The organism is Natronospira bacteriovora, from assembly GCF_030848495.1.
Taxonomy (GTDB): domain Bacteria; phylum Pseudomonadota; class Gammaproteobacteria; order Natronospirales; family Natronospiraceae; genus Natronospira; species Natronospira bacteriovora.
The window spans coordinates 55,134-67,695 of sequence record NZ_JAVDDT010000004.1; the positions used below are offsets into that span (position 1 = coordinate 55,134).

A 12,562-nucleotide genomic window follows, 5' to 3' on the forward strand; every position below is an offset into this window, starting at 1 on the left:
AAATCAACTCTATGATAGACAAGGCGTCCCCACACGCCTTGGGAAAAATATTAAAAACCCGGCGCCCGCTCGTCAAGACCTCGGTCTCAGAGCAGACCCACCCTCAAGCGCCCCTCCTGCTGCCCGGTGACAGCATTTGCCCCTTGAGAGATCTATTCCACGGTGACGGACTTCGCCAGGTTGCGGGGCTTGTCCACGTCGGTGCCCTTGTGGACGGCCACGTGGTAGGCCAGCAGTTGCAGGGGGATGGTGAAGATGGCCGGGGCGGTGAGGGGGCCACCGGCGCGAGGCAGGGCGATGACGTGGGTGCGTTCATCGGGGAGGAAGCCGCTCTCGGCATCGGAGAAGACAATCAACTCCCCGCCGCGGGCGCGGACTTCTTCCAGGTTGGAGCGGATTTTCTCAAGCAGGGCATCGCTGGGGGCCACGGCAATGATGGGCATGTCCTCATCCACCAGGGCCAGGGGACCATGCTTGAGCTCGCCGGCCGCATAGGCCTCGGCATGGATGTAGGAAATCTCCTTGAGCTTGAGCGCCCCTTCCATGGCCACGGGATAATGGACACCGCGGCCGAGGAACAGGGCATGGTGTCGATGCACCAGGTGCTCGGCCAGCTTCTCGATCGGCCCATCCAGCTCCAGGGCCGCCTCGATGGCGGTGGGCAGGGCCCGCAGCTCGGCCACGGCATTCGCTTCCGCCTCGGCATCCAGGCGACCGTGGGCCTTGCCCAGGGCCAGCGCCAGCAGGGCGAGGGCGCTGAGCTGGGTGGTGAAGGCCTTGGTGGAGGCCACACCGATTTCCGGCCCGGCCCGGGTCATCAGCACCAGATCCGATTCCCGCACCATGGAGCTTTCGGGCACATTGCAGATGGCCAGACGCGCGAGGTAACCCTTTTCACCGGCCAGTCGCAGGGCGGCCAGGGTGTCGGCCGTCTCGCCGGACTGGGAGATGCAGACAAAGAGGTGGCGCTCGGGCACCACCGGATCGCGATAGCGGTACTCGCTGGCGATCTCAACGTTGCAGGGCAGGCCGGCCAGCTGCTCGATCTGGTAACGGGCGATCATGCCGGCGTGATAGCTGGTGCCGCAGGCAATGATATGCACGCCCTCCACCTCGGCCAGCAGTCGTTCGGCATCCGGGCCAAAGGCCGCGGCGAGCAGATGGTCATGGGTAACCCGCTCTTCCAGGGTCTCCGCCACCGCATTGGGCTGCTCATGGATTTCCTTGAGCATGTAATGACGATACTCGCCGCGCTCCACGGCATCGGCCGAGAGCTGGCTTTCCGTTTCCCTGCGCTCCACCGCCTGGCCGTTGCGGTCGAAGATGCGCACCCCTTCCCGGCGCAGCTCGGCCACATCACCCTCTTCCAGGAAGATGAAACGCCGGGTCACAGGGAGCAGGGCGGCAATGTCGGAAGCCACGAAATGCTCGCCAATGCCGATGCCGATCACCACCGGGCAGCCCTGCCGGGCGGTTATGATGCGCTCCGGATCACGACGATCCATGACGGCCAGGGCATAGGCGCCGTCCAGCTCACGCACCGCCTCCTGAACGCTGGCGAGCAGATCGCCCCGCGTCTGCATATGCTCGTGGATGCGATGGGCGACCACCTCGGTGTCGGTGTCGGACAGAAAACGGTAGCCCTTGGCTTTCAGGGAGTCACGCAGGGCGCTGTGGTTCTCGATGATGCCATTGTGAACCAGTGCCAGCTCATTGGAGGAGAATTGGGGATGGGCATTGCGTTCCGCCGGGGCGCCATGGGTCGCCCAGCGGGTGTGGGCGATGCCGATGCGCCCATGAACGGGGTTGCTGTCGAGGGCTTCGGCAAGGGCAGCCACCTTGCCCACTTCCCTCGCCCGCTTGAGGTCACCGTCATCGTCCAGGGCCACGAGGCCCGCGGAATCATAACCCCGGTATTCCAGACGACGCAGCCCCTCCATCAGGATGGGCACAACATCTCGTTCGGCGACGGCACCTACGATTCCGCACATGGGGGCTCCGTTATCCGCTCAGGTTGAATTGGCGATAAAACAGTCCGCGTAGCCGCGTGACGGTTTCTGGGAGTTCCCAGTCAACAGTTCCCAGTGAACAGAAAAGGAAACCTCGGTGGCCCGTGCTTCTGTTCACTTGCACCTGTTCACTGTTCACTTTTTCTGTGGCCGCTTCCAGCCTTCCAGGGTCTTCTGTTTCGAGCGGGAAAGCGTCAGCTCACCGGCCGGGGCATCCTTGTTGATGGTGGAGCCGGCTCCAATGGTGGCGTGGGCACCCACGGTGACCGGCGCTACCAGCTGGGTGTCGGAGCCGATGAAGGCGCCGTCACCGATGATCGTCTGGTGCTTGTTGGCACCATCGTAGTTGCAGGTAATGGTGCCGGCGCCCACGTTGACGTCACGGCCCACGGTGGCATCACCGATGTAACTCAGATGATTGACCTTGCTGCCTTCACCCAGCTCGACGTTCTTGGTCTCAACGAAGTTGCCGATTCTGGCCCGGGCCGCCAGGTGACTGCCGGGACGGAGGCGGGCAAATGGGCCGATTCGTGCATCACTGCCCACCCGGGCCTGCTCCAGCACAGTATGCGCATCAATCACCGTACCGGCCGCAATCTGGCTGTTGCGAATCACGCAGCCCGGGCCGATGTGGACGCCATCGCCGAGCTGTACCTCGCCTTCCAGCAGCACATTGGCGTCAATGAAGACATCCCGCCCGCACTCGACCCGTCCGCGAATATCGATGCGTGTCGGGTCGGCCAGGGTCACGCCATCCTCCATCAATGCCTGTGCGCGACGGCCACGCAGGATGGCTTCGGCCTCGGCCAGCTGAATCCGGTTATTGACACCCTGAATCTCACTGTCGTCATGCGCGACCACGCCGCGAACGGGAACGCCGTCACTGGCGGCCAGTGCAATGATATCGGTGAGATAGTATTCGCCCTGGGCATTGTCGTTGCCCACGCGTGACAGCCAGTCACGCAGGCGGCCGGCCGGAGCAGCCAGCAGACCGGTATTGATCTCCCGGATTCCCCGTTGTTCCGGGCTGGCATCCTTGTGTTCGACGATGCCCTCGACCAGGCCTTCGCTGTTGCGCAGGATGCGCCCGTAACCGCTCGGGTCGGGCAGTTCAGCCGTGAGCACGGCGACCGAATCGGTGGCGGCTTCCACCAGTGCTTTCTGGGTGGCCGGGCTGACCAGCGGCACATCCCCGTACAGCACCAGCACCACATGATCATCCGGGATTTGCGGCAGGGCCTGCATCACGGCATGGCCAGTACCCAGCTGCTCGTGCTGCTCGGCCCAGTGCAGGGGTGCTTCGCCGAAGGCCTCACGCACCGCCTCGGCGCCATGGCCGATCACCACCACGGTCTGTTCCGGGGACAAAGGCCGCGCGCCTTCGATTACATGGGCCAAGAGGGGCTCACCGCCCAGGGGCTGAAGAACCTTGGGCAGGGCCGATCGCATGCGCTTGCCGCGTCCTGCGGCGAGAATGACGACTGAGAGTTTCATGGGGGCGCAGTTTATCGTATTTCGGTGTGGGTGGCCCAATTTGGGCATTACCTAACGCCCGCCGCTACGCCTTATCGGAACCCCCCTGTAGGTGTGGATTCATCCGCGCAATGGCCGGAATTCGATGGTCAGCCCGCTGACAGGGTTCGCGGTATTGATTGAATGCCCGTTGGCCGTGTTCAGGGTGGGTTCACAAATGAGGTGGGGCGGCGAATTTTGGCCCCTGCGCGGATAATGGAGCCTCTTCCCGCTGCCTACGTCCACGCAGTTGGGACAGAGAGTGCCTGATTCAAGGCGCATTGCGCCGCACAGTAGCGCGGGCTACGGGTAAGCAATGCAACGCCGAAGCAGGTGCTCTCTGTGCCAACCCGAAGGGCCAAGGGGATTTTTCCTCTCGACGTCGTTGCAGCTCGCTTATGTAGCACATAGCTACACCGCGCTCCCTGCGCCTCGCGAGAGAAAAAAATCCCCTTGGCTGCGCGGGCGAAGGCAGCGGGAAGAGGCTCCAGCGCCTGCAGCGGGCGGGCCGAGCGGTTGGGTAACGTTTCTGCGTGACCAAAAAAAAGCTGTGCCGACAGGCACAGCTTTTTTGTCGTTCCGATGCGGTTCCCTCAGCCCTTTTTCTTCTTGAGCTTCTGGATCAGCTTGAGGCGGGCGGCGGCTTCGGCCAGTTCGGCCTGGGCGCGGGAGATGTCCACGTCACCCTTGCGATTGGCGATGGCTTCCTCGGCCCGGCGCTTGGCCTCGATGGCCTCGGCCTCGTCGACGTCGGCGGCACGTTCGGCCGTGTCCGCCAGGACACTCACGAGATGTGGCTGGATCTCCAGGATGCCGCCGGAGACGTAGAACTCCAGCTCCTCGCCACCCGGCTTGCGCACGCGCACCTCGCCCGGCTCCAGGCGGGTGAGCAGGGGGGCGTGACGGGGCGCAATGCCCATGCCGCCCTGCTCCGCCGAGGCGAAGACCATCTCGGCTTCACCTTCCCAGATCTCCGACTCGGCACTGACGATATGGACGCGAATGGTCTTGGACATGAGTCAGGGCTCCTTAGAGCTTCTGGGCCTTCTCGCGGGCGTCATCAATGGTGCCGACCATGTAGAAGGCCTGCTCCGGCAGATCATCGCATTCGCCGTCCACAATGGCCTTGAAGCCCTTGATGGTGTCCTTCAGGGACACGTACTGACCGGACATGCCGGTGAAGACTTCGGCGACGAAGAAGGGCTGGGACAGGAAGCGCTGGATCTTGCGGGCGCGGGACACGGCCAGCTTGTCGTCTTCGGACAGTTCGTCCATGCCGAGAATGGCGATGATGTCCTTGAGTTCCTTGTAGCGCTGCAGCACACCCTGCACCGCACGTGCGGTGTCGTAGTGTTCCTGGCCGATCACCTGCGGATCCAGCTGGCGGGAGGTGGAATCCAGCGGATCCACGGCCGGGTAGATACCCAGGGAGGCGATGTCACGGGACAGCACAACGGTGGCGTCCAAGTGAGCAAAGGTGGTGGCCGGCGACGGGTCGGTCAGGTCATCCGCCGGCACGTACACGGCCTGCACGGAGGTGATGGAACCGGTCTTGGTGGAGGTGATTCGCTCCTGCAGCTGACCCATTTCCTCGGCCAGGGTGGGCTGGTAACCCACGGCTGAGGGCATGCGGCCCAGCAGGGCGGACACTTCGGTACCGGCCAGGGTGTAGCGGTAGATGTTGTCCACGAAGAACAGCACGTCACGGCCTTCATCACGGAAGTATTCCGCCATGGTCAGACCGGACAGGGCCACACGCAGGCGGTTGCCCGGCGGCTCGTTCATCTGGCCGTAGACCATGGCCACCTTGGAGTTCTCCAGGTTGTCCAGGTCGATCACGCCGGCATCGGACATCTCGTGATAGAAGTCGTTACCTTCACGGGTACGCTCACCCACCCCGGCGAACACGGACAGACCGGAGTGTTCCTTGGCGATGTTGTTGATCAGCTCGAGCATGTTCACGGTCTTGCCCACGCCGGCGCCGCCGAACAGGCCCACCTTGCCGCCCTTGGCGAAGGGGCAGAGCAGGTCGATCACCTTGATGCCGGTTTCCAGCAGCTCGGTGGAACCGGCCTGATCTTCGTAGCTGGGGGCTTCCTGGTGAATGGAGCGACGCTCCTCACTCTTCACTTCGCCCTTTTCGTCTTCCGGATCGCCCAGCACGTTCATGATCCGGCCCAGGGTGGCCTTGCCCACCGGCACGGAAATCGGTGCCTCGGTGTTGCGAACCTTCAGTCCACGCTTGAGGCCTTCACTGGAGCCCATGGCAATGGTGCGAACGACACCGTCACCCAGCTGCTGCTGCACCTCAAGGGTCAGGCCACCGTCTTCAAGGACGAGGGCGTCGTAGACCTTCGGGATGGCGTCACGGGGGAATTCAACGTCCACCACCGCGCCGATAACCTGAACGATCTTTCCGGAGCTCATGAGCGAATCCTCTGAAATTGCGTGTTTCGAAATCGAATTTGATTAGGGACGTCAGACTGCCGCGGCACCGCCGACGATCTCGGCCAGTTCCTGGGTAATGGCGGCCTGACGGGCCTTGTTGTATTCAAGCTGGAGACTGTCGATCATCTCGCCGGCGTTGTCGGTGGCGGCCTTCATGGCCACCATCCGGGCAGCCTGTTCACAGGCCACGTTCTCCACCACGCCCTGATAGACTTGTGACTCCACATAGCGAGTCAGGATCTCTTCCAGCAGGGCCTCCGGGGTGGACGGCTCGTAGATGTAGTCCCAGTGTTCCAGCAGTTCATCGTCGGCCGAGGGCTCCACCGGCAGCAGCTGCTGAAGTTCCGGCTGCTGGGTCATGGTGTTGACGAACTCGTTGTGCGCGATCCGAATCAGGTCGATGCGCTTGTCATCGAAGCGATTCAGGGTCTCGCGCACGGTGCCGATGAGATCGGTCAGGTGCGGGGTGTCACCCAGATGACTGGCCTGGGCGACAATGTCGAGACCGAGGCGGCTGAAGAAGGCCGAGGCCTTGGCGCCGATCAGGGTCAGTTCGACTTCCACACCCTTGTCCTGCCAGTCACGGATTTCCCGCAGCACGGCCTTGAACAGGTTGATGTTCAGGCCGCCGCAGAGGCCGCGATCGGTGGAGATCACCATGATGTTGACCCGCTTCGGCTCCCGGGCAATCAGGTAGGGATGCCGGTAGTCGGGGTTGGCGTTGGCCAGATGGCCAATCACCCGCCGAATGCTCCTGGCATAGGGGCGGGAGGCCTCCATCCGGTCCTGGGCGCGGCGCATCTTGCTGGCCGCGACCATTTCCATGGCCTTGGTGATCTTCTGCGTGTTACCGATACTCTTGATCTGAGTCCGGATTTCCTTAGCGCCTGCCATAAGCGTTGCCCGTTATCTCGTGTCGTCGCGACGTTGCCGACTTACCAGGACTGCTTGAATTCGGTGATGCACGTCTTCATGCCTTCAACGATCTCGTCGCTGTAGCCACCGGATTCATTGATCTTCTCGAACAGTTCCTTGTGACTGGCCTTGAGATGGCTGTGCAGACCGGCTTCGAAGTCCACGATCTTTTCCACCTCAACGTCATCCAGGTAGCCTTCGTTGGCGGCGTACAGGGAGACGGCCATTTCCGCGATGGAGAGCGGGCTGTACTGCTTCTGCTTCATCAGCTCCATCACCCGCTTGCCGCGCTCAAGCTGCTTGCGGGTGGCTTCATCCAGGTCGGAGGCGAACTGGGCGAAGGCCGCGAGCTCACGGTACTGGGCCAGGGCGATACGGATGCCGCCACCCAGCTTCTTGATGATCTTGGTCTGGGCCGAACCACCCACTCGGGACACCGAGATACCGGCGTTGATGGCCGGGCGGATACCGGAGTTGAACAGGTCGGTCTCCAGGAAGATCTGGCCGTCGGTGATGGAAATCACGTTGGTCGGCACGAAGGCGGACACGTCACCGGCCTGGGTTTCAATGATCGGCAGGGCGGTCAGGGAACCGGTCTTGCCTTTCACTTCACCATTGGTGCGCTTCTCCACCTCTTCCTCGTTGATGCGAGCGGCACGCTCCAGAAGACGGGAATGCAGGTAGAAGATGTCACCCGGGTAGGCTTCACGGCCCGGCGGACGACGCAGCAGCAGGGAGACCTGACGATAGGCCCAGGCCTGCTTGGTGAGATCGTCATACACGATCAGGGCATCTTCACCCCGGTCACGGAAGTACTCGCCCATGGCGCAACCGGCGTAGGGCGCGATGTACTGCAGGGCGGCGTTTTCAGAGGCGGTGGCGGCAACCACGATGGTGTGCTCCAGGGCGCCATGTTCTTCCAGCTTGCGCACCACGGTGGCAATGGAGGAAGCCTTCTGGCCGATGGCCACGTAGATGCACTTAACGCCGGTGCCCTTCTGGTTGATGATGGCGTCCACGGCCACGGCGGTCTTGCCGGTCTGGCGGTCACCAATGATCAGCTCACGCTGGCCGCGGCCGATCGGCACCATGGAGTCGATGGACTTCAGGCCGGTCTGCACCGGCTGGTCCACGGACTTACGGGTAATCACGCCCGGGGCGACCTTCTCGATTGGAGAGGTCTGCTTGCTTTCGATCTCGCCCTTGCCGTCGATGGGACGACCCAGGGAGTCCACCACGCGGCCGAGCATGCCTTCGCCCACCGGCACTTCCAGAATGCGGCCGGTGCACTTGACCGTGTCGCCTTCGGAGATGTGCTTGTAGTCACCCAGCACCACGGCGCCGACGGAGTCACGCTCCAGGTTCAGGGCCATGCCGAAGGTGTCGCCCGGGAATTCCAGCATTTCCCCGTACTGGGCATCACCCAGACCGTGGATGGTGACAATCCCGTCGGTGACCTTGACCACGGTGCCCACATTGCGGACTTCCGCGTCGGCATCAAAATTCTTGATGCGCTTTTTGATCAGATCGCTGATTTCGGTTGGATTGACTTGCATGGTCCTGTCCTACGTAAATTAGTGACTCATGGCCGTGGCCAGCCGATCGAGCTGGCCTTTCACGGAACCGTCGATAACCAGATCGCCTGCCCGCAGCACAACGCCGCCGATCAGGCCTTCGTCTTCCTGCACCTTGAGCTCAACGCTGCGACCCAAGCGCTTGGCCAGGCTGTCGCGCAGGGCGGCAGCGGCCTTGTCGTCCAGAGCGTGGGCGGTACGCGCCTCCACATTGATGCGGCCCTCGGCCTCATCACGCAGGGCCTCGTACTGCTCGGCGATCTGTGCGGCGGCCACCAGGCGGCGGCGTTCGGCCAGCAGGCGTATGAAGTTGCTGCCCGCCTCGTCCGCCCCCTTGAGGGCCTCGAGGATGGCCTCGGCCAGATCCGCCGGCGCAATGGCCGGGTGGCGAACCAGCGCGGCACCCGCCGGGTCCCGCACCAGGGCGCTCAGGCCGCCCAGCAGTTTCGACCAGGCATCGAACTGGCTGCTTTCGCTGGCCACTTCAAAGGCTGCCTGGGCGTAGGGCCGGGCCACGGTGCTTAAGTTGCTGCTCTGGGACATGGCGATGGGCTCCTCAGAGCTCTTTGGCGAGGCGGTCGAGCAGCTCGCCGTGAGCCTTGGCGTCCACTTCGCGGCCGAGAATCCGACCGGCACCCAGCACGGTGAGCTCGGCCACTTCCTGGCGCAGCTCGGCACGGGCACGGGCCACGTCCTGCTCGATCTGGGCGCGGGCGTTTTCCAGCAGACGCTCGCCTTCACGGCGGGCCTCGGCCTTGGCTTCCTCGATCATTTCGGTGCTGCGGCGGTTGGCCTGGGCAATGATCTCGGAAGACTGCTCACGGGCTTCACGGATGAGACGTTCGGTCTCGGTGGAGGCCTCTTCAAGCGCCTTGTTGCCCTTCTCGGCGGCAGCCAGACCTTCGGCGATCTTCTCGCGACGCTCGCGCATCGCTTCCACCAGGGGCGGCCACACAAACTTCAGCGTGAGCCACACCAGAATGGCGAAGGTGACGATCTGGCCTAAAATTGTCGCGTTCAGATTCACGTCGCGAACCCTCGTTGACTACGGTTCCAAAACGGCAATGCCTGCAAAACGGGCGCAATGCGCCCGTTCACAGCCGAACTCTTAGAGCATGCCTTCCAGGGCAGCCAGGAAGGGGCTGGCCACGGCGAACCAGGCCGCCAGACCCACACCGATCATGGCCACGGCGTCCAGTAGACCGGCCAGGATGAACATGCGAACCTGCAGCATGCCGACCAGCTCGGGCTGACGGGCAGCGGATTCCAGGAAGCGGCCACCCAGCAGGCCGAAACCGATGGCGGTACCGATGGCGCCCAGGCCAACGATGATGCCGACGGCGAGAACAGTCATGCCCTGGAGCTGGGCAATTGCAGCAGCGATTTCAGTTTCCATAGCTTCCTCCGACTTTGGATAGTGCAGACAAGTTAAATAAACACGTTGACCGATCGGCTTGGGCCGAGCCGGTCGGCTCAAAAAATCAGTGGTGTTCCTCGGCCATGCTCAGGTACACGATGGTCAGCGCCATGAACACGAAGGCCTGGAGCACGATCACCAGCAGTTTGAACAGGGACCAGCCAAGACCCAGGGCCCACTGCATGTACCAGGGGCTGATGGCAATCAGGGTAAAGATCAGTGAGCCGGCGTACATGTTGCCGAACAGACGCATGGCCAGCGAGAAGGGCTTGACGATCTCTTCAAGGGTCTTGAAGAAGAGATTCACCGGCACCAGGATCACCTTCATTACCGGGCTGGTGGCGCCAAAGGGCGAGGTCAGGAATTCCTTGCCGACGCCGCCGACGCCCTTGACCTTGAAACCAAACCAGAAAATCATCAGGAACACGCCCAGGGCCACGCCGAGGGTGGCGTTCAGGTCGGACGTGGGGTTGATGCGCAGGTACTCCACACCCACGAAGCTGGCCAGCCAGGGCAGCAGGTCGTAGGGCAGCAGCTTGACGATGTTCATCAACAGCACCCAGACGAAGATGGTCAGGGCGATGGGACCGATGAGCTTGTTGCTGCCGTGGTAGGAATCCTTGACGTTGCTGTCGACAAAATCGACCACCGTCTCGATGAAGTTCTGCAGATTACCCGGGGTGCCACTGGTGGCCTTGCGGGCAGCGGCGTAGAAGACGGCGAAGAAGACGGCGCCCAGCAGCACGGAGAAGAGCATGGTGTCCACGTGGATGGACCAGAAGCTGCCTTTCTCACCCAGCACCCAGTGACCCAGGTGGTGGTCAATGTATTCAGCGGGAGTTTGGTTGGTCGCCATCGCTGCCTGTGCCTTTGCTGTTTACGCGTTTCGATCGCCGGGGGGAGACATCAGCTTCATGGCCGGCCACAGCCCGAACCAGAAGCCGACCAGGGCGGCAATGAAGCCGCTGATGATCTCGCCCATCTGATCGCCGCCCATGCGGGCCGCGACAATGAAAAACAGTACTGCCATCACGAGCTTGAACAGCTCGGCCCCGTAGAAGCGCCGCAGGAAGCCTTCCGGGTCCGCGGCGGCGTCCACGCTGAAGACGCGAATACCGAACCACAGGGTCAGGAAGGTGGCGGCCCCACCGCCGATCAGCACGGCCAGCGCGCTGCCTCCAAACAGGCCCCAGATCAGGGCAACCACTACCGCAAAGGCCATTTGCACACCGCAAACGCGCAGGGTCAGTCGCCAGCGTGCATTGGCCGACATGTCACTCTCCGCGCTGAACGTACGGGAACCGGAAAAAAGCCCTCTGTTTCGCCGGGTTGAATGCCCTGCGGGGGCGAGCGTTTTGCCTAGCTAGAACCAGACCTCTGGGTGGTTTGCGGGGTGGCGCGAACGTGCGCGGCCAAGCCCCCTCGGATTCGAGGCGCGCAAGTATACAAGGCCTGCCCCGCGGTCTCAAGCCCGCGCGGCCCCGACATCGGCACAGCGTGGATCGCGGCCCCCTGTAGGCGCGGATTCATCCGCGCAATGGCTGGAATCCGACGTTAATGCCTTTCATGAGGTGCATCACGGATCGCAACGCCCCCATTAGAGAATCAAACGGCAGCCGGGATCATTGCGCGGATAATGGAACCTTCTTCCGCTGCCTACAGGGGGCGTTCCGTCAACGGGGCACGGACGTTCGGACTTATTTAATTCGGTCGAGGATGCCGTCCAGTTCGTCGAGGCTGTTGTAGCGGATGACCAGCTTGCCCTTGCCGCCGCGGCCGCTTTCCACGGCCACACGGGCACCCAGGCGGTCGGTCAGATCCTGCTCCAGGCGTTCCAGATCGGGATCACGGCGGCGACCGTCCTGTTTCGGCTTGCTGGCTCCCTCGCTCTGCTGGCGGCGAACCAGTTTCTCGGTTTCGCGCACGGACAGATCGTTTGCCACCACCTTGTTCGCCAGCGCCACCTGCGCATGGCCCTTGATGGCCAGCAGGGCCCGGGCATGACCCATGTCCAGCTTCTTCTTCTCCACCAGCTCCCGCACATCCGGCTCCAGCTCCAGCAGACGCAGCAGGTTGGTCACGGCGGTGCGGGAGCGGCCGACGGCCTCGGCGGCGGCCTGGTGGGAAAGCTCGAATTCCTCGATCAGGCGGGCCAGGGCCTTGGCTTCCTCCAGGGCACTGAGGTTTTCGCGCTGGATGTTCTCGATCAGGGCCATGGCGATGGCGGCCTGATCCGGGATCTTGCGGATCACGGCGGGGACCTCGTGCAGACCGGCCTTCTGGGCCGCGCGCCAGCGCCGCTCGCCCGCGATCAGCTCGTAGCGACCGTCACCGATGGAACGCACCACCACCGGCTGCACCACCCCCTGGGAACGGATGGAATCGGCAAGTTCCTGCAGGGCCTGGGGATCCATGCCGGTACGCGGCTGGTAGCGGCCGGGCTGGATCAGATCCACCGGCAGGTCGCGCAGGGAGGCCTCGCCTTTCTCGACGGCTTGTTCGGGGCTGTCTTCGGAGGAGCCGGCCAGCAGGGCGTCAAGACCCCGCCCCAGACCGCGTTTCTTGGCTGCCATGGTCATCCTGAATGCTGGGTAAATGGATAATGCCGCGGATTATAGCGCAGGCATCTAGGTTTCTGGGGTTCTCGCGCAGAGACGCCGAGACGCGGAGGCTTTGTGGGCCCTGCC

The 12,562-nt window shown here is 63.1% G+C and carries 12 protein-coding genes; all 12 read right to left on the reverse strand.

Annotated elements, in window-relative coordinates:
• Positions 1-152 precede the first annotated feature (152 nt).
• The 12 genes from glmS to RBH19_RS07575 all read right to left on the reverse strand — a co-directional run bounded on the left by glmS (position 153) and on the right by RBH19_RS07575 (position 12,448).
• Positions 153-1,991 carry a glutamine--fructose-6-phosphate transaminase (isomerizing) gene (gene glmS / locus RBH19_RS07520; protein ID WP_306728217.1) on the reverse strand — a complete coding sequence of 613 codons (1,839 nt, stop codon included), beginning with the start codon at positions 1,989-1,991 and terminating at the stop codon, positions 153-155.
• Positions 1,992-2,144: 153 nt separating this feature from the next.
• The gene (glmU, locus tag RBH19_RS07525) at positions 2,145-3,503 is read right to left on the reverse strand and encodes a bifunctional UDP-N-acetylglucosamine diphosphorylase/glucosamine-1-phosphate N-acetyltransferase GlmU (protein ID WP_306728218.1); all 1,359 of its coding nucleotides are present in this window, start codon (positions 3,501-3,503) and stop codon (positions 2,145-2,147) included.
• 611 nt (positions 3,504-4,114) lie between these two features.
• Positions 4,115-4,537 carry a F0F1 ATP synthase subunit epsilon gene (locus RBH19_RS07530; RefSeq protein ID WP_306728219.1) on the reverse strand — a complete coding sequence of 141 codons (423 nt, stop codon included), beginning with the start codon at positions 4,535-4,537 and terminating at the stop codon, positions 4,115-4,117.
• 13 nt (positions 4,538-4,550) lie between these two features.
• Positions 4,551-5,948, reverse strand: coding sequence for a F0F1 ATP synthase subunit beta (gene atpD, locus RBH19_RS07535; RefSeq protein ID WP_306728220.1), 1,398 nt, complete (start codon positions 5,946-5,948; stop codon positions 4,551-4,553).
• A gap of 51 nt (positions 5,949-5,999) precedes the next feature.
• A complete protein-coding gene (gene atpG, locus RBH19_RS07540; protein WP_306728221.1) occupies positions 6,000-6,863 on the reverse strand; it encodes a F0F1 ATP synthase subunit gamma in 864 nt (287 codons plus the stop codon).
• A 41-nt stretch (positions 6,864-6,904) separates the two neighbouring features.
• A complete protein-coding gene (gene atpA, locus RBH19_RS07545; RefSeq protein ID WP_306728222.1) occupies positions 6,905-8,440 on the reverse strand; it encodes a F0F1 ATP synthase subunit alpha in 1,536 nt (511 codons plus the stop codon).
• Positions 8,441-8,458: 18 nt separating this feature from the next.
• Complete coding sequence (locus RBH19_RS07550) at positions 8,459-9,001, reverse strand: F0F1 ATP synthase subunit delta (RefSeq protein ID WP_306728223.1); 543 nt, start codon at positions 8,999-9,001, stop codon at positions 8,459-8,461.
• 13 nt (positions 9,002-9,014) lie between these two features.
• Positions 9,015-9,485, reverse strand: a complete 471-nt coding sequence (locus RBH19_RS07555; RefSeq protein WP_306728224.1) for a F0F1 ATP synthase subunit B — start codon at positions 9,483-9,485, stop codon at positions 9,015-9,017.
• Between the two features lie 81 nt (positions 9,486-9,566).
• On the reverse strand, positions 9,567-9,854 hold the full coding sequence (gene atpE / locus RBH19_RS07560) for a F0F1 ATP synthase subunit C (protein ID WP_445353969.1): 288 nt from the start codon (positions 9,852-9,854) through the stop codon (positions 9,567-9,569).
• A gap of 85 nt (positions 9,855-9,939) precedes the next feature.
• Positions 9,940-10,731 (reverse strand): F0F1 ATP synthase subunit A, encoded by a 792-nt coding sequence (gene atpB / locus RBH19_RS07565; RefSeq protein ID WP_306728225.1) that lies wholly within the window; start codon positions 10,729-10,731, stop codon positions 9,940-9,942.
• 21 nt (positions 10,732-10,752) lie between these two features.
• Complete coding sequence (locus RBH19_RS07570; protein WP_306728226.1) at positions 10,753-11,148, reverse strand: ATP synthase subunit I; 396 nt, start codon at positions 11,146-11,148, stop codon at positions 10,753-10,755.
• Positions 11,149-11,572: 424 nt separating this feature from the next.
• The gene (locus tag RBH19_RS07575) at positions 11,573-12,448 is read right to left on the reverse strand and encodes a ParB/RepB/Spo0J family partition protein (protein WP_306728227.1); all 876 of its coding nucleotides are present in this window, start codon (positions 12,446-12,448) and stop codon (positions 11,573-11,575) included.
• Positions 12,449-12,562 lie beyond the last annotated feature (114 nt).

Bases quoted from the DNA above. Each gene is read 5' to 3' on its own strand.
- glmS (WP_306728217.1), bottom strand. From the start codon at position 1,991: ATGTGCGGAATCGTAGGTGCCGTCGCCGAACGAGATGTTGTGCCCATC.
- glmU (WP_306728218.1), bottom strand. From the start codon at position 3,503: ATGAAACTCTCAGTCGTCATTCTCGCCGCAGGACGCGGCAAGCGCATG.
- RBH19_RS07530 (WP_306728219.1), bottom strand. From the start codon at position 4,537: ATGTCCAAGACCATTCGCGTCCATATCGTCAGTGCCGAGTCGGAGATC.
- atpD (WP_306728220.1), bottom strand. From the start codon at position 5,948: ATGAGCTCCGGAAAGATCGTTCAGGTTATCGGCGCGGTGGTGGACGTT.
- atpG (WP_306728221.1), bottom strand. From the start codon at position 6,863: ATGGCAGGCGCTAAGGAAATCCGGACTCAGATCAAGAGTATCGGTAAC.
- atpA (WP_306728222.1), bottom strand. From the start codon at position 8,440: ATGCAAGTCAATCCAACCGAAATCAGCGATCTGATCAAAAAGCGCATC.
- RBH19_RS07550 (WP_306728223.1), bottom strand. From the start codon at position 9,001: ATGTCCCAGAGCAGCAACTTAAGCACCGTGGCCCGGCCCTACGCCCAG.
- atpE (WP_445353969.1), bottom strand. From the start codon at position 9,854: ATGGAAACTGAAATCGCTGCTGCAATTGCCCAGCTCCAGGGCATGACT.
- atpB (WP_306728225.1), bottom strand. From the start codon at position 10,731: ATGGCGACCAACCAAACTCCCGCTGAATACATTGACCACCACCTGGGT.
- RBH19_RS07570 (WP_306728226.1), bottom strand. From the start codon at position 11,148: ATGTCGGCCAATGCACGCTGGCGACTGACCCTGCGCGTTTGCGGTGTG.
- RBH19_RS07575 (WP_306728227.1), bottom strand. From the start codon at position 12,448: ATGGCAGCCAAGAAACGCGGTCTGGGGCGGGGTCTTGACGCCCTGCTG.